This is a genomic window from Parapedobacter koreensis (assembly GCF_900109365.1).
In the GTDB taxonomy this organism is placed as follows: Bacteria; Bacteroidota; Bacteroidia; order Sphingobacteriales; family Sphingobacteriaceae; genus Parapedobacter; species Parapedobacter koreensis.
In genome coordinates, this window is sequence record NZ_FNZR01000003.1 from 566,933 (window position 1) to 583,259 (window position 16,327).

12 protein-coding genes are annotated in these 16,327 nt (G+C 49.8%); 8 read left to right on the forward strand and 4 right to left on the reverse strand.

Annotated features, from left to right (window positions below; translation table 11 throughout):
• Positions 1-38 precede the first annotated feature (38 nt).
• The 3 genes from BMW65_RS10265 to BMW65_RS10275 all read right to left on the reverse strand — a co-directional run bounded on the left by BMW65_RS10265 (position 39) and on the right by BMW65_RS10275 (position 4,781).
• Positions 39-770, reverse strand: a complete 732-nt coding sequence (locus tag BMW65_RS10265; RefSeq protein ID WP_245747597.1) for an AraC family transcriptional regulator — start codon at positions 768-770, stop codon at positions 39-41.
• A gap of 162 nt (positions 771-932) precedes the next feature.
• The gene (locus BMW65_RS10270) at positions 933-1,955 is read right to left on the reverse strand and encodes an SDR family NAD(P)-dependent oxidoreductase (RefSeq protein WP_245747603.1); all 1,023 of its coding nucleotides are present in this window, start codon (positions 1,953-1,955) and stop codon (positions 933-935) included.
• Positions 1,956-2,120: 165 nt separating this feature from the next.
• Positions 2,121-4,781: a PQQ-dependent sugar dehydrogenase gene (locus BMW65_RS10275; RefSeq protein ID WP_218145384.1), complete on the reverse strand. Its 2,661-nt coding sequence runs from the start codon at positions 4,779-4,781 to the stop codon at positions 2,121-2,123.
• 139 nt (positions 4,782-4,920) lie between these two features.
• Between BMW65_RS10275 and BMW65_RS10280 the strand changes: the two genes are divergently transcribed.
• The 7 genes from BMW65_RS10280 to BMW65_RS10310 all read left to right on the forward strand — a co-directional run bounded on the left by BMW65_RS10280 (position 4,921) and on the right by BMW65_RS10310 (position 12,562).
• Complete coding sequence (locus BMW65_RS10280) at positions 4,921-6,450, forward strand: glycoside hydrolase family 43 protein (protein ID WP_090605078.1); 1,530 nt, start codon at positions 4,921-4,923, stop codon at positions 6,448-6,450.
• Between the two features lie 154 nt (positions 6,451-6,604).
• Positions 6,605-8,857, forward strand: coding sequence for a GH92 family glycosyl hydrolase (locus BMW65_RS10285; RefSeq protein ID WP_090605080.1), 2,253 nt, complete (start codon positions 6,605-6,607; stop codon positions 8,855-8,857).
• 20 nt (positions 8,858-8,877) lie between these two features.
• Positions 8,878-9,135 carry a hypothetical protein gene (locus BMW65_RS10290; RefSeq protein ID WP_090605081.1) on the forward strand — a complete coding sequence of 86 codons (258 nt, stop codon included), beginning with the start codon at positions 8,878-8,880 and terminating at the stop codon, positions 9,133-9,135.
• Between the two features lie 136 nt (positions 9,136-9,271).
• Positions 9,272-9,949, forward strand: coding sequence for a response regulator transcription factor (locus tag BMW65_RS10295; RefSeq protein ID WP_090605083.1), 678 nt, complete (start codon positions 9,272-9,274; stop codon positions 9,947-9,949).
• On the forward strand, positions 9,946-11,211 hold the full coding sequence (locus BMW65_RS10300) for a sensor histidine kinase (protein ID WP_090605085.1): 1,266 nt from the start codon (positions 9,946-9,948) through the stop codon (positions 11,209-11,211). Before BMW65_RS10295 ends, BMW65_RS10300 begins: the two co-directional genes overlap by 4 nt.
• A 39-nt stretch (positions 11,212-11,250) precedes the next feature.
• Positions 11,251-12,051 carry an HAEPLYID family protein gene (locus tag BMW65_RS10305; RefSeq protein WP_143053858.1) on the forward strand — a complete coding sequence of 267 codons (801 nt, stop codon included), beginning with the start codon at positions 11,251-11,253 and terminating at the stop codon, positions 12,049-12,051.
• Between the two features lie 55 nt (positions 12,052-12,106).
• On the forward strand, positions 12,107-12,562 hold the full coding sequence (locus tag BMW65_RS10310; protein ID WP_090605088.1) for a PepSY-like domain-containing protein: 456 nt from the start codon (positions 12,107-12,109) through the stop codon (positions 12,560-12,562).
• On the opposite strand, the gene BMW65_RS10315 is transcribed toward BMW65_RS10310, so the two are convergent.
• Positions 12,559-13,710: an adenylate/guanylate cyclase domain-containing protein gene (locus BMW65_RS10315; RefSeq protein WP_090605089.1), complete on the reverse strand. Its 1,152-nt coding sequence runs from the start codon at positions 13,708-13,710 to the stop codon at positions 12,559-12,561. The two genes, BMW65_RS10310 and BMW65_RS10315, sit on opposite strands and share 4 nt — an antisense overlap.
• A gap of 160 nt (positions 13,711-13,870) precedes the next feature.
• On the opposite strand from BMW65_RS10315, the gene BMW65_RS10320 reads away from it, so the two are divergent.
• Entirely contained in the window at positions 13,871-16,327 is a 2,457-nt protein-coding gene (locus BMW65_RS10320) for an ABC transporter permease (protein ID WP_090605091.1), read from the forward strand.

The window sequence follows — 16,327 nt, forward strand, 5'->3', positions numbered from 1 at the left end:
CCGCTTGATGTATTCTGTAAATAAATGCCCATCAGTTTTCAAGACCGCTGCAAGAGCTCCGTTGGTGCATAGCCATACCGTTTTTTAAAGGCGAAGGAAAAATGCGATAGGTTTTCAAAACCGACTTCGTAGCAGACATCGGTTGGCTTTGCTTTCCTTTCTACCAAATGGTAATGCGCCAGTTCTAATCGTTTCTGCGTCAGCCAGCGCTGCGGCGTCATGTTGAATGCTTTTTGAAAGTCCCGCTTGAAGGTCGTCAGGCTGCGGCCGGTGAGGTAACAAAATTTTTCAAGTGGTAGATTGAACATGAAATTCTTCAGCATGTAGCTGGCAAGATCTATCTTTCCCGGTTCCTCAAAATTGGCCAGTACATTGTCTACCGTTTTGTCAATCGTCCTTAGGATACTTATTGCTTCCGTTATTTTAAGGGAAGCGATAGCTTCGGGCAGATCGCTCAGCTCAAAATAGGGTACCAGCGAAGAAAGGCAACTTTCCAGCAATGGGTGATTGCTATAGGAAAGTATTTTTTGGCTCGCAGACGCTTTTAGTGTTACATCCAATTTTGCGTAATATTCCCTTAGCTTTGCCGTTGAAAGGTGCATAACCACGGTTTTATGCGGCTGTCCATCCTTGGGGTAGTTGATGATTGTGGCCAATTGGTTTCTTGGAATCAAAAAAATATCGCCCTTTTTGAAAAAATAGGTTGCATCAGCTTGCACAATCTTCGTTTCCCCGGAGATAAACCAGATCAGCATGTGATGATCGAACATGATGTCCGATTTAAAAAACTTATCCTCATAACAGGACAATTTTATATCACTTGTTATATATTTTGCTTTATACTCCATGGTCTTGCTTTTTGGTGGCTCCCATCACAGAAGCCAACCATACAAAAATAACTAATATCATGCATTTGAACGTATACCGAGTGCTTAACCAATGTTGAATTTTATGCCTGTCATCTCTTCGGTAAGTGCCCACAAGCGCTTTGCACTGGCCTCATCAAGTGCATATTGCTGTACACCACTTTGATGAAGCCTTGCATGGGTCTGCACGGAGGGATCAGCGGATAGCAGTTCGGCGATATCAGCGTCTTCGCAGTATACCCCGCCGATGTCACTGAGCAACGGACTGGTTGCAGCCCATACGGTGGTTGCAGCGCCCTGGGGTATGGTCTTCAGGGATGCCAAAACTTCGGGGCGCAGGTTGCCGTCTCCATCCAGGAATCCCATTTGCTGAAACAACTTGGCAGATGCCTCCCTGGCCAGTTCCGTACCGGCGATTGATCCCGGGTGTACCGAATATGCTCTTACGTTGTAGCTTTTCGCACGGTTGTCCAGCTCCAAGGCAAACAGGTTGCTGGCTGTTTTGGATTGGCCATAAGCCTGCAATGTTTCATACGCGCGATGTTCAAAGTTCGGGTCGTCAAAATTGAAGGACGCCATGTGGTGCCCCAGCGAAGAAACGTTGATCACCCTTGCTCCATTTGCCTGTTTTAACGCAGGCCATAATTTTGCAGCCAAATGGAATTGGCCAATGTAGTTGGTGGCAAGCTGTGATTCGATGCCACGCTGGTCTTTGCGTAGTGGTACCCACATGATACCTGCGTTATTGATCAACAGGTGCAGGGGCCTGTTTGATGCAAGGAATTTTTCAGCGAATGCGTCTATGGAAGCAGGCTCCATGAAGTCCATTGGTGCGATTTCTACGTTGGCGATGCCTTCCAGGTTTTTGCGGGCTTTTTCCACGTCTCTTGCTGGAACGACTACGGCCGCACCGGCGGCCGCCAATGTGCGCACTGTCTCAAGGCCGATGCCTGTATTGCCTCCTGTTACGATTGCGATCTTGCCCGTGAGGTCGATGCCTTTGATCACGTCTGCTGTTGTCGATTGGGCGCTGAAGCCTGTGCCGAGTGGGTGCTGAAGCGCTCCCTGATTGTTGTGCTGTATCATCATGTTTAATTTTGTTGATACAAAAATAGTGCGCTTGCTCTTGGATGTCTTTGTTCAAACGTCCGAATGTGTTTTGTTCAAACGTCCAGGTAATGGCAAGCCCTGCGTCTGTATACCCGCTGGAATAGCCGGGTATGCAGACGCAGGAAGCTCGCTGATGCTCCCTGCTTATTTCTGCGCTTCCAAATAAGCGACCAACGACGCCAGCTCCTGATAACTTAAGGCATTGGCCAGCCCCTCAGGCATCATGGAATATTCGAGTTCTTGCCGGGCAGCGATGTCCGACTTTGCGATGGTTGTTGCCGCTCCCGCAATATTGCGGATGGTTAATTTATCCGCCGATTCCGCCGTTACAAAACCTACATACGCATCTCCGCCCTTGGTCTGGATTTGGGCGGTTGAAAAACCTTGCGATATCGAGGCATTGGGCTTCAGGATGGATTCGGCGATTTGCTGGCGGTTCATGATCGATCCGATCTGACCCATGAATGGTCCCTTCATCACTTCGCTTCGGTCGATGCTGTGGCAGGTCTTGCAGCCCTGGCTTACGAAAAGCGCAGCCCCTTCCTTTGGATCGCCCTTGATTTTGTCCAGCGCAAGCATTACATCTTCGATGGAAGATTCGCCCACCTGTCCTTTCTTGTTTTTGATCTTCTCCAAATCTACCTGCGGTGCATCCTCTTTGGGCGCTTGTATTTCGATGATTCCGAATTGGTCAATCCCCAGCCGATACCGGGTATTGAGCGCTTTAAAGAAATCTTTATCCGGATGTTGGTCTTTTTTCCACTGTTCCAACAAAAATGCCCGGATGGTCGGCGTAGCATCCCATGCTATCGCTTTGTAGTACGGCCCGTGTGTATCCGGCCGGGTACTCCACCACCACGAGGCATCATACGGGGCTTCTTGGTGGTAGATACGTGCAAGTGTATTGATAAGCTTGGCTTTGAAAGCTTCGTCGCTCGTGTTTTCGTATGCCGCCATCAATGCTTGTACCACGCGATCATCGTGCATATAGCGCATTGCCCATAAGGCCAGATCGCTGTTTGCGGAATTCAGCGCTTGAATGCATTCCTCCTTGGCATCCAAGGCCACCAACGCCTTCACTGCCAGGTGGGGGATGACGATCTCGGCGTTGGGTGTAGCATGTGGGCCTTCAGTGCCCAGCGCCGGTGCTTTGAAAGATGATGGCACCTTGAATGCCAACAGCGCATTCACCGCTTCCTTATTCCCCAATCGGCCAAGGCCAATAATCGCCGCGGCCTGTACCCGTGGGGAAGGCGACTGCAGTCCCGTAAGGAACGGTGCTAAAGGAACTGCTTTCACCCAAGCTTTGCGATCTGCCAATGCCCTTAGTGCAAATTCCTGTAGAGTCGTATCCGCTGCGGCTTCAACCAACTGTGGGATGCCATCGCTTCCCGCTAGCTGTGCATAGGTAAACAGTGCTGCCACGCGTGATTCCATATCCAGGGAAGCATCTTTCGCCAATTTCCATACCGATGAAGCAGCTTGCTCATTATCCGTTTTGGCCAGCAGTTCGTATTGGGCGGCCAGCCGGGTTTTTGCATTTTTAGCCTTCAGTAGCGCCACCAGTTTCCGCTCGGACAACCCCTGTACGCCAGCAAATGGCTCGCGATCAAATCCCTTTGGAACGGCGCGTATGACATAGCCGATATCCGGGCTTCCGGAATACCCTGCACCATCCCAGGCCGATAAATATAGGATGCCGGAAGCATCTACGTCCACATCAGTGATTTGTGGCAGCTGGATGAATTTTTCTTCGCGTTGGGTAAATGTTGCTTTATCTGGTGCTACGGGATGCCTGTAAAGGTAGCTCCGGCCCCAATCCGCCATCAGTGGGGTGTTGTTGTATTCTTCCGGCCAACGCTCGTCATTAAGGTACAATGCGCCGGTTCCCGAGCCACCGCCCAGATCTATCAAAGCCGGAATGATTTCTTCCGTAAAATGCTGGAACAAGATGGGATAACCGTATTCTCCCGATTGGATTTGATGGGAGAAGCGGATATTCCAGCCCCCGCCGTCGTTGGTATTGTCCCGTGTAAAGATATTCATGAACGGATCGATGGCCACATCGTAGATATTCCGTAGCCCATGTGAATATATCTCCATCTCCGTGCCGTCTGGCCGCACGCGCACAATACCGCCCCCAAGCATGGTCAGTTTCGTTCCATTGCGGTCCGTGGCATTGTGGAAGCCAAAATCGCCCACGGCGATGTAGATCCAGCCATCGATACCCATCTGGATGCCATTGGTGGCGTGGTCGGTACCACGCTCGGCAAGGTAAGTCGGATTACTGATGTCTGTAATCAATGGGTGCGGTTCGCCATCTGCGACACCGTCGTTATCCCGGTCTTCGTAGACGACGAGGTCCATATTGGCAGCTTTTTTGGTTTCTTCCGAGAAGCGGGTGTGCAATACAAATACGTGGTCGCCCAATGCCAGTATTCCCCTGGGGTTGTCCATATGGGCAAATTCAGTGAGGGTATCCAGCAGGCCATCGCCATTGCAGTCGACCAGTTTGATTACCGCGCCGTGTCCCATTTCTTTTCCGAGCGATCCCATCTTGTCGACACCTACAAAGACAGCGCCGGAAGCGGACACGGCGAGGCAGGATGGACTGGGTACCAAATCAGCACCTGCGAATACCTTGATATCCAGATTTTCCGGCCATTCCAGGTTGGCAGTCAACGAGTCGGTCATCGCGGTATAGCGATCTTCCGTTGCAACCGTGCAATTACAGTCTTCCGAACCGCATGACCACGTCAATGCGATGGCAGCCATTATCATTATTGCTCCAAAAAAACCTTTCATTTGCTTATAACAGTTTTAAGTGCCGTAAAGATAATCATGTTCCGGAAAAGTCAAAATGTGTGATGAATAGGTTACACACGACCGAGCATCGGACAATTTTTTATAATTTTACCGACTGGTCTTTTAAATCCATAAATTCATGATAGTTGGTTATCCAAAATTGCTAAGTGCTTGGTTGGTGTTGTATTGCCTGGTTTTTCACGTGTCTTTGAGTAACGGCCAAGGAAAAGCCACTATTCCGGGCGACTTTCCGGATCCTACGGTGATTGGTGTTGACGGGCGCTATTACGCCATTGGTACGTCCAGCGAGTGGGGTCCGCATTTTCCCATTTATGCCTCTAATGACCTGAAAAGCTGGAAACAACAGGGATTTGTTTTTGACGAGCTACCGGCTTGGACGGCATCTGCATTTTGGGCACCCGAGTATTTTTATCATGATGGGTTGTACTATGTATATTATTCCGCCAAACGAAAAGGAGACGGCGTATCGTGCATCGGTGTCGCCACATCGCGCTATCCGGATAGGGGCTTTGTCGATAAAGGCGTGGTCGTGGCTTACGGGACCGAATCCATTGACGCCTTTGTCGTCAAAGAAGGAACGGATTTATACATCACCTGGAAAGCGTATGGGCTTGATAAACGTCCTATTGAACTGTTGGGGAGTAAATTATCGTCCGATGGCCTGCAATTGGAAGGCGAGCCTTTTTCGCTTTTGATGGATACCGCGCGGGTAGGCATCGAGGGACAAAGTTTCCTTCGTCATGACGGTTATTATTATATGTTCTATTCCGCTGGCAATTGTTGCGGCGTGCGCTGCGACTATCACGTGCAGGCCGCGCGTTCGCGCTCCATCCGAGGACCTTATGAGCGAGTAGGGGCCGCGGTGCTGCTGGGCGAAAATGCCGATTGGAAATGCATGGGGCATGGTACGTTTGTAGCCAATGGCGACAAGATCTATTATTTGTTTCATGGCTACAATAAAGTAGGTACGACCTACACAGGCAGGCAAGGTCTACTGGCGGAATTGGCTTGGTCGCCATCCGGTGAGCCCGTATTTACCTTCATTCCTGCTGGGGATGAACGGCCGGAAGCCTTGGCTGCGGATTTTTTGTCTGATAACAGGGACATGCCGTTCTGGCAATGGGACTATCGCCATTCCAAGCCGGCATTCCAGCAGACGCGTTATGGCCTGGAGCTTGGCGGATCTGTTTTTCCGGAAAATCCTACCGGCATTGCCTTGTCGGTGAGGCCGACCGCTACAGCATATGAGATGGGCACCACGATAGATCTGGCACGAAGTAACGCAGACGCCCAAAAAGGGCTTGTTATCTACGGCGATCAGGACGGCGCTATTGGCGTGGGTATAACGCAGCATACGTTGCAATTCTGGACGGTCAGACAGGGAAAAAAAGAAACGCTCGGTGGGGCGGATCTTCCCGACGACCTATCCACTGTCTCACTCAAGCTTACGGTAGGACCTGATTTTACGTATCGGGCATTTTATAACGTCAATGGACAGTGGACGGAATTGGAGGCCAATGATCGCCAGGGATCCAGCCTACAAGGAATTATCCAATGGGATCGAAGCCCCCGACCCGGCCTTCATTTTTCAGGAGATAAAGAGGCGAAGGCGGTCTTTCAACGTTTTTATATCCAAGATATCCTTTAGCTGGATATTTATGGTTGTAACAAAAGAGATACGTTTTCGGTGATTCCGGCATAACGTTTCGGATTAAGGATTTTTTAAGCGTTTATTAATTGGTTGGTCATTCTTTTGGCCTTTGGTAATCGGGCGTGTCCCAATTGCTGTTTAAACCAATTTTATGAATCTTTTTTATCGGCGCTCAGCTAAATTAGCATTTTCCTTTTTCTTTGCCGTGATGGCTGTTGGTGTGTGGCCGCTTGCTGCCCAGACACCAAAACTCACGTCGTTTGTAGATCCCTTGATCGGCTCTGGCGATCACGGCCATGTTTTCGTGGGTGCTAGTGTTCCCTTCGGCGCCGTCCAGTTGGGGCCTGATAATTTCTATAAAGGTTGGGACTGGTGCTCGGGCTACAACTATCAGGATAGCGTGATCCGGGGATTTGCACATACGCACCTCAGCGGTACCGGCATTGGCGATCTTTCGGACATCCTCTTCATGCCCTATACGGGCGAGGTTAAGCTCGATAAGGGAGAGGAAACATCACCCGGCAGCGGCTATGCATCGCTCTTTTCGCATCAAAACGAGGTGGTGAAACCCGGCTATTACGCCGTCAAGCTGGCCAACGGTGTTGCCGTTGAGCTTGCGGCGACTGAGCGGGTCGGATTTCACCGTTACCAATTTCCTGCCAGTGAAGACGCGCGCGTCATCATCGATCTCAAGGAGGGGATAAATGACCAATCCACCGATACCTACCTGGAGCAGGTAGACGACTATACGCTAAAAGGTTACCGCTCGTCATCCGGCTGGGCAAAAACGCAACTCATTTATTTCGCCGTGAAATCCTCGGTGCCCATCAGTGATTTCACGCTTTATCATGACACAAATCCCGTGGAAGGAAAGCGCGCTAAAGATAAGGCCGTTAAGGGCCTTATTTCACTGGGTAAATCTCCCGGCGTCGTCCAATTCAAAGTCGGCATTTCGCCCGTGAGCGCGGACAATGCCCTGGCGAATATCGCCGCCGAAGCACCCGACTGGAATTTCGAAAAACTGGTGCAGGCAGCCGACGACAAGTGGAACCAAGCGCTTTCCAAACTGACCATTGAGACCAAAAACCCAGTGGATAAACGGATTTTTTATACCGCGATGTACCACACGATGATCAACCCTGCCTTGTTCAACGATCACAACGGCGACTATCGCGGTACTGATCAACAGGTTTATGAAAAAGCACCTTTTGCAAACTACAGTATCTTCTCCACGTGGGATACCTATCGATCGGCCCACCCGCTTTTTGTGCTTACCCAGCCCGACCGTGTAAGCGATATGGTCAATGCGATGCTGGCCATCTATGACCAACAGGGGAGTTTGCCTGTCTGGCACCTCATGGGCTACGAGACCGGTACGATGGTGGGGATAAGCAGCCAGCAGATCATTGCCGAAGCTTACCTGAAAGGCATCGGCGGCTTTGATCCCGAGCGCGCGTTCAGTGCGATGAAAGCTACAGCGATGTCTGATCTTCGCGGGCAAAACTATCTTCGCGAGCTCAAACCGATTCCCTCGGACGTGCGCGTGGCGCGGCCGGTAGCCCAAGCCCTGGAACTGGGCATTGGCGATGGCAGCATTGCGCTGATGGCCAATGCAATGGGCAAAGCCAATGACTATGCGTACTTCGAAAAACGGGCCAGGAACTACCGGCATTATTTCGATGCCAGCGTCGGCTTCCTGCGCGGCAAAATGAGTGACGGGAGCTGGAATCCCAATTTCGATCCGCTTAAGTCCGTACGGCCTTATGGCAATGATTTCGCAGAAGGTAATTCTTGGCAGTACCTGTGGCTAGTCCCACAGGACGTCTATGGCCTCATTGACCTGCTGGGAGGCGAGGCGTCCTTCCGTGCCAAACTCGACACGTTCTTTACCATTCCATTGGCAGGCGATTTGGTGGATCTCACCGGTGGCATCGGTCAATATGCGCATGGCAACGAACCGAGCCACCACATTACGTACCTGTATGCCCACGCGGGTGAGCAATGGAAAACTGCGGAAAAAGTGCGGTATATCATGAACGAATTTTACCACGACAAACCGGCGGGTATTATTGGCAATGAAGACTGCGGGGCCATGTCGGCTTGGTATATCTTTTCGGCAATGGGATTTTATCCGGTATTTCCAGCCTCCGGGACGTATGTGATCGGCAGTCCGGCGGTCGACAAAGCGACCATCAACCTTCCGGCAGGGAAAAAATTTGTGGTGACAGCCATCAACAATAGCCCGGAGAATATTTACGTCCAAAGCATCAGGCTCAATGGGAAAGATTATCCACATTCATACCTGCTGCACAGCGACATCACGAAGGGCGGGACGCTCGAAATGACGATGGGAAACAAACCGAATAGGCAATTTGGCAGCCTGAAAGCAAATAGGCCGCGCTAATCTTTATAACTATCAAACAGATGAACAGCAAGAAATACACCATGGTATTGCTCAGCGCGATGTTGGTGAGCATAGCAGGCTTTGCACAGCGCAAACATAGTAAAACTTCCCGATTCACGAGTTACAAAGGGTTCATTATGGCGGGCTATCAAGGATGGCACAATACACCAGAAGACGCCGCAGGCAAGGGATGGGGGCATTACCTCCAGCGTGGTACCTTCGGACCGGGCAACATGATTATTACCTGTACCTTACGGGCTATGCGGGGGATATCCTGAAGAAGAAACAGCCATTGCCAGCTCGTATCCCGCTGCCGAAGAACAGCGAATCGGCTAATTAGGCGCTACCGTATCCGATTCCAACTTCATTTCAGTATCTTGCGCGAAATTGCCTTCCCACAAAAATGGAGCGACTATGAACATCTTGGTCATCGAGGATGAATTGTCATTGCAGGAAACTATCCGGGAGTCATTGGAGAAAGAAAATTTCCACGTCGAGACAGCCAATGCATTTGACGAAGCCATCAATAAAGTAAGTTTTTTCGACTACGACTGTATTTTGTTGGACATCATGCTGCCCGGTGGCAGCGGGCTGAATATACTGCGGCACCTGCGGAGCATTGAAAAAGGGGATAATGTCATCATTATTTCTGCGAAGGACTCCGTGCACGATAAGATTACGGGTCTTGACCTTGGTGCTGACGACTACCTGACCAAGCCTTTCCACTTGGCCGAGTTGAATGCTCGTGTCAAATCGCTGCTGCGCAGGCGGTCTTTTGGCCGGAAAAACACGGTATCATTCCAGAACATACACGTGGATATGGACAATTTTTCCGCCAGTATCGACGAAACGCCACTCACACTGAACCGCAAGGAGTTCGATATTTTAGTCTATTTCATCCTGAATAAAAATCGGATTGTCAGCAAACCGTCCCTTGCCGAAAAAGTATGGGGAGACTACATGGAAGATGCCGATGACTACGACTTCATCTATTCGCAGATCAAAAACCTCCGGAAGAAGTTGCGTGATGGGGGTGCCAAAATCAGGATCCAGCCTGTATATGGAATGGGATACCGGCTGGAAGCATTATGAAGCTGTTAAATCACACACTGGGGTATTTGGCAGTGGCCCTCCTCTTGGTCGTGGGGCTATGGGGATGGCTTTTCTTTTTGTACCTCCGTGGTCAGATCAACGCCGATCTGGATCACAACCTTAATAATTATAAACTGGATATTATCGAAGAAGCGCAGCGTGATTCTACGGTATTGGCGCGCCATGGGTTTTGGGGCAAATCCTTTGAAATCCGTAAAGCCACCCGGGAAGAGGCATTTGCCGTCAGCGACACCTACGAGGATGGCTACGTCATAATGCCGCAGGGATCCGAGGAAGTTCCCGCGCGCGTACTCCACACCGCATTCGAGCTGAACGGCAATTACTACTTGCTGAGCACCTCGTTGGCGACGGATGAGATAGACCACCTGATGTCCTCACTGGCCCTGTCTGTAGGCGGGCTCTATCTTGCGTTGCTGGTGAGCATCCTGCTGCTGAATAACGTCATCCTTCAACGGGTTTGGACCCCATTTTACCAGTTGGTCGCCCAACTGAGCCATTTTCAAATCGACAAAAACCAACGCTTGGACCTACCCATTACCCAGGTGAAAGAATTTAATGAACTGAACGAAGCCGTCGGTCAACTGGTTCAACGCACGGAAGAAACCTATCGCAGCCAAGAAGAATTTACCGCAAATGTTGCCCACGAATTGCAGACGCCATTGGCCGTGAGCCTGAATAAGCTGGAGCTTTTGCTGGAGAAGGAGGAGATGACGGCTCCCATAGCCAAGGAAATCATCCGGGTGAGCGATATGCTTCGCCGCCTCACGCGGCTGAATAAAACACTGCTCATGCTTGTCAAGATTGAAAACCACCAATTTGCCGATAGTGTTCCCTACGCATTTGACCGCCTTGCTGAAGATCTGGCCGGTGAGCTGGAAGTCCTTGCTACGCGGCGGCATATACAGCTTACATTCCGCAGAAACGGTGTTTGGGAGACTACCATCAACAGGGATTTGGCAGCCCTGCTGATTACCAATTTATTGAAAAATGCCATTTTCCATAATCACACAGGTGGCAGTATTGACCTAACGGTAGGCCCCGGCCGTGTGGAGGTGCGTAATACCGGCTTACCGCAAGCACTCGACCAGCGGCTGGTGTTTGAGCGTTTTCATAAAGGGGATTCAAGCACCCAATCCTCAGGGCTGGGACTGGCGATCGTTAGTGCCATCGGCAAGCTATACCACTTGGAAATCACCTATTCATATGACGGCGGGTACCATGTTTTTGAAGTAAGGGCATGAATCCAACTTCATTTCAACATTCTGGCGTAGCCTTGTGCTATGAAACGAATGCTGTACCTTTTCTTGATTATGAAGCTGCCGGTAGCTGCGCTTTCGCAGACCAGCGAAAAACCGTATAAAATAAAACATGCCGAGCCCCTCTATATTGATCTCATGCGCGATCTGGGCGCACATCGTGGCGAAAAAGAAATCAATGTCGGGATGAGCTATCAGGAGATGGGTGAATATAACACGGTGCAGGGCTTTGCCGAGTACGAGTTTGCTGTGGCCGACCGTTTAGGACTGGAAGTGGAGATGCCCTTCTCGTTATATAACACGCCGGACGTGGCGATGGATGCTTCCGCAATGCCGCACAGCAAGGTGGAAGGATTGAAACTGGCAGGGCAGTATACGTTTCTCGTATCTAAGCGCGCGCAGACTTCAATGGCCATCGCGTTTATCCACGAGTTCCGCTTCCATTCGGCCTATTCGGTGCGGCAGGGCAAAGACTTCTTTTATGCCAACTCGGAAAACCCTATTTTTGTCGCGGCAAAGCGCTGGGGTCGGCATGTCCATACCCTGTTGTATACCGGTCCGGAGTGGGTGTTTTCAGCCGAACCGGGAGCACGGCAATTTGTATACCAATTGAATTACAGCCTCCACTACATGGTGGAGGGTAATCATTTCGTGGGCATGGAAGTCAACCAGGAGTGGACACCGCATGGTTGGGAGACGGTGTTGCATCCGCAGGTTAAGGTTGCATTGAGCCATCGCGTAGCACTTGGGCTTGTGACTGGTCTGGCAACGGGGCACCATGGCGGAAGTCCCCAATTGATGACCAGGCTTATCGTGGAGCCGTGATGGATCATTGAGGAATTGTTTGATTGAGATAATTAAACGCGTTAGATAAAGAAAGATGAGTGAATTGAAAAAATGGGTAATACTGACTACTGGGCTGTTGCTTTGTTCGTATACTTGGGCCAGTGCGCAAGAACTAAGGAGAAACCAGGTGCCTTCGGTGATTTTGAACCGTTTTGAGACGGAATTCCGTAATGCACGTGATGTAGAATGGGAGCGTAAGCTGGGCCTGTACGAGGTCGAATTTGAAATAGGCCCATGGGAGCATGAAGTGCATTATGACCGGGATGGTACAAAAGTATATCACGAACAGGAAATCGGCGAAGACAAGCTCCCACAGCCTGTCAAGGACGCTATCCGGCAAAAATATCCCGACTGCCGCTTAAGTGACATGAAGCGCATCGACCGAAAAGGCCAGATCACGTACGAATTGGAAGTCAAGACTGCTGAGGGACGCGAGCGCGAGCTGATTCTTGATGAAAAAGGCACGATTCGCTCAGACAAGCGAGATTAACGATTGGCATCGGGGGTATCCTCCATTTTTTCGATGCTGACAATCCCTATCTGTTCCCGTTTGCCCTTGAGGCTTATTTGTCCGATGGATTGGGTCTTGAAATGCTTGGCTAAGCCGGTTCTTTCCGCCAGGTATTCCGATACCAACAATTCCTTATGGTATTGATTACAAACGCTCTGTATCCGCGCTGTGGTGTTGATGGTATCGCCGTGGTAGGCGATGTCCCGTTTGATATCGCCTATTTCTACGGCCGTCACCATACCCATGTGGAGGCTTGCTTTAAATTCCGGAAAGAATCCATATTTTTCCTTGTAATAAGCAAGGCGTTTTAAAAACTGGCGTTGGCAAGCGAAAAAAAACAGCACACAACGCTCATACCGCATATCATTGTTCACACGCCATGTAAGCACCATTTCGTCGCCCACATATTGATATATCTCCACATTGTAGCTCGATAGCAATTGGTTGATGTCATAGAAAGCGTCCCTAATGAACGCACTATACCTGAGGTGGCCCAGTAGCTCTGCAATCGTTGTAGAAGATTTTAAATCCATAAACATGAATACCCGTTCTTCCTCTATTGGGTTTTTATACTTGCCAAACCATAAAGGTACCAGTACACCTGGGCCGTACTTCTTGTTTACCAGATTGATAAAACTTATCAGCAGCGTCATCAATAGATAAAAAATAACGAAAAAATATACAATATACCGCCAGGATTGCTGCTTTACCAGAATAAGCGCATGATCGGCAGACACCAGGTAAGGAATGATACGTTCGAAAGAAATAGCCGTCAGGATGGCAAGGATAAGCAACGTCATCGTGAACGAAATCAGCGCTTTTGCGAGCATGACCCTGCCCAGGCTCATTTTCCTGAAAGTATACTTGTCCAGGTAGTAATCCGTCGTGCCAAGCACAGCACCGTACAGTATGCCTAATAGCGTCAACAGCACGAACACCCAAGTCAGTTCATACTGCGCATGCAAGGAGAAAACCGCACTGATAAAGTTTGAATAGAGGTAAATAAGAAGCGCCATCAGGTTATTGACGATCACCCAAAACGTGATTTGTATACCCACGTGGCTTAGCGCGGGAAATCGAGCAGCGAATCGACGTACGGTCGCCGTATAGTTAAAATCGAATAACATCTGATTTAAATGTGGGATTAAATATAGTAACTATTTCCCATAGCTGCTTTCGCTGGCGGATAGCCTGAACGATTTTGAACGGTTTTGAACAGGATTGCATTTCGTTTTTTCAGCCATAAGCCCATCCTTTGTTGCTGCAACAACAAAAGATAGCTCAATTATGATACGTAATCTCTTCAAAACCATTTGGCGTCAATTGTCACAAAGCAAGCCTTTCGGAATTATTAATACCGTTGGCCTTGCGCTGGCTATGACGTGTTGTTTGCTTATTTTCCTTTGGATACAACATGAGCGGCGTGTTGATAACTTCTTTTATCATGGCGATCGGCTTTTTGTGGCCTACCAAACGCTTTCCGATGGGAATCGTGTGGAGGGCAATTACCGTACACCTCTTCAATACATTAGTACGCCCGAGAAAAGCGAACGTATTTTTCTGCTTGAAGATGCAAAAGACGCCGTGCCCGAAATCCAGTCGGTGGTCTTCTATGCCACAGGATACGAGCTGCCTTGGGGGCATCCCGAAACCCTCGAAGCAAACGGCAAGAAAAATAAGCTCAATGGCGCCCGAGCCAGCCGGGACTTTTTCAAGGTACTGGACTATCCACTTTTGGAAGGCGATGCGGAAAACGCTTTGAAGGAGCCTCACCATATGGCCATCTCCCGCGCGGTGGCCACCAGTTATTTCGGCTCGGTGCATCAGGCTATGGGGCAGACGTTGCGTTATGAAAACCGGCTGGATTTTATGGTGTCAGCTGTATTTGAAGATATCCCTTCCAGCAGTTCGCTTGATTTTGATTTCCTGCTCAATTGGGACGCACACAATACCATACTGGAGTGGGCATCGCCCGAGTTTACCACCTATGTATTGTTGGCCGACAATGCCCATGTGCCATCGGTCGAAACGAAAATCAACCAATACATCAAGCCACGTTTGAAGGAAGAAAAAGGCGTTGTCACCCAGATCGGATTACAGCCCTTAAAAGACCGCCATCTATACGGCAATTTCGTAAAGGGCAAGCCAGAGACCGGCCGCATCACCTATGTCCGTATTTTCAGTGGCGCTGCCCTGTTTATCCTGATTATCGCCTGCATTAACTTTGCGCTGATTGCCACGGCGCGCTCCATTAAAAGAAGCAAAGAAATCGGCATCCGAAAAGTGTTGGGTACCTCCCGGTTGATGCTGATCGTCCAGTTTTACCTGGAGGCCTTGTTGTTGTCCGTTTTTGCATTGTTCATCACGCTGTTCCTCATCAGCATAATCTTACCCTTTTTTGCCCTGCTTAGTGGTGCCGAAATCGTACAGCCGTTTGGTCAGGCGCAATTTTGGGGCACCGCAGCTATGCTCATGGTGGTCACCGCCTTGCTGGCGGGCACGTATCCGGCAGTCTTCCTGTCCGGCCTGCAGCCTACAAAAGCTTTAAAGCAGCGGCAGCTATTTTCCATGAAGCGGGGAGGGCTGCGCAGGCTACTGATCGTCTTTCAATTCAGCCTTTCCGTATTATTTCTGATTGCTACTATTGTCGTTTCGAGGCAAACGCGATACACCCAGGCGTTGCAATTGGGGTATGACCGCGAGAACCTATTGTATACGCGTATTGAAGGGGAACTGATGGAACAAAGCAATTATAACCTGTTTAAGACACTGGCACTGGATGTGCCGGGTGTTGTGATGGTAGATAGAGCCAGTGAGACTCCCCATGCTATGCGTTTCGTGGTTGACGTGGCAGACGGTGTTTCCAACACGTCGGATGGTGCCGATGCCATCAATTGGGAAGGTAAGCAGAAAAGTACCACGGTAGGTTTCAAGCCGGTGTCCGTAGGATATGATTTTGTAACGCTGATGGGACTGGATATTGTCGAAGGTCGCGACTTTTCGAGGATGAATGCCACAGATTCCGCAAGCGCTTTTCTGGTGAATGAAGAGGCCGTCCGGCAGATGGGCATGGAAGAACCCCTTGGCAAATGGGTTTCCGCGTGGCAAAAGAAAGGATACATCATTGGCGTATTGAAGGACTATCACACCTACTCGTTGCACGAGCCGATTAAACCCCTCGTTGTTGATGTAAAAGAATACGAATACTTCGGCGTGATACTGATACGCATTGACGGTGGTAAAACCCAACAGGCGCTGGAAGGACTCGGGCATATCTACAGCACGATAAACCCTGATTTTCCGTTCGATTATCAATTTGTCGACGCGGAATACCAAAACTTCTATACCAATGAACAGGTGATGGCCCGGCTTGTCACTGCATTTACTTCGTTGGCCATCGTAATTTCCTGTTTGGGATTACTGGGTTTAGTTGTCTTTTCCGTGGAGCAGCGTACGAAAGAAATCGGCATCCGCAAAGTTTTGGGGGCTTCAGTGGCCAGCATTGTCGGTATGTTGTCTAAAGATTTTGTCAAGCTTGTCCTGATTGCCGCATGCATTGCTTCGCCCATCGCCTGGTGGGCGATGGATCACTGGTTAGCAAATTTTGCCTACCACATTGCTGTCGAATGGTGGATGTTTGCCGTAGCAGGGCTGACGGTGGTCATCATTGCACTGGTTACATTGAGCTGGCAGGCCATTCGCGTGGCAGTGGCCAATCCGGTCCGTTCACTACAGGAGGAGTAA

What these genes read in the sequence shown, in the direction of transcription:
- BMW65_RS10285 (WP_090605080.1), top strand. Translation starts at nt 6,605, where the DNA reads ATGAATCTTTTTTATCGGCGCTCAGCTAAATTAGCATTTTCCTTTTTC.
- BMW65_RS10305 (WP_143053858.1), top strand. Translation starts at nt 11,251, where the DNA reads ATGAAACGAATGCTGTACCTTTTCTTGATTATGAAGCTGCCGGTAGCT.
- BMW65_RS10290 (WP_090605081.1), top strand. Translation starts at nt 8,878, where the DNA reads ATGAACAGCAAGAAATACACCATGGTATTGCTCAGCGCGATGTTGGTG.
- BMW65_RS10275 (WP_218145384.1), bottom strand. Translation starts at nt 4,781, where the DNA reads ATGAAAGGTTTTTTTGGAGCAATAATGATAATGGCTGCCATCGCATTG.
- BMW65_RS10300 (WP_090605085.1), top strand. Translation starts at nt 9,946, where the DNA reads ATGAAGCTGTTAAATCACACACTGGGGTATTTGGCAGTGGCCCTCCTC.
- BMW65_RS10265 (WP_245747597.1), bottom strand. Translation starts at nt 770, where the DNA reads ATGTTCGATCATCACATGCTGATCTGGTTTATCTCCGGGGAAACGAAG.
- BMW65_RS10280 (WP_090605078.1), top strand. Translation starts at nt 4,921, where the DNA reads ATGATAGTTGGTTATCCAAAATTGCTAAGTGCTTGGTTGGTGTTGTAT.
- BMW65_RS10320 (WP_090605091.1), top strand. Translation starts at nt 13,871, where the DNA reads ATGATACGTAATCTCTTCAAAACCATTTGGCGTCAATTGTCACAAAGC.
- BMW65_RS10315 (WP_090605089.1), bottom strand. Translation starts at nt 13,710, where the DNA reads ATGTTATTCGATTTTAACTATACGGCGACCGTACGTCGATTCGCTGCT.
- BMW65_RS10270 (WP_245747603.1), bottom strand. Translation starts at nt 1,955, where the DNA reads ATGATGATACAGCACAACAATCAGGGAGCGCTTCAGCACCCACTCGGC.
- BMW65_RS10295 (WP_090605083.1), top strand. Translation starts at nt 9,272, where the DNA reads ATGAACATCTTGGTCATCGAGGATGAATTGTCATTGCAGGAAACTATC.
- BMW65_RS10310 (WP_090605088.1), top strand. Translation starts at nt 12,107, where the DNA reads ATGAGTGAATTGAAAAAATGGGTAATACTGACTACTGGGCTGTTGCTT.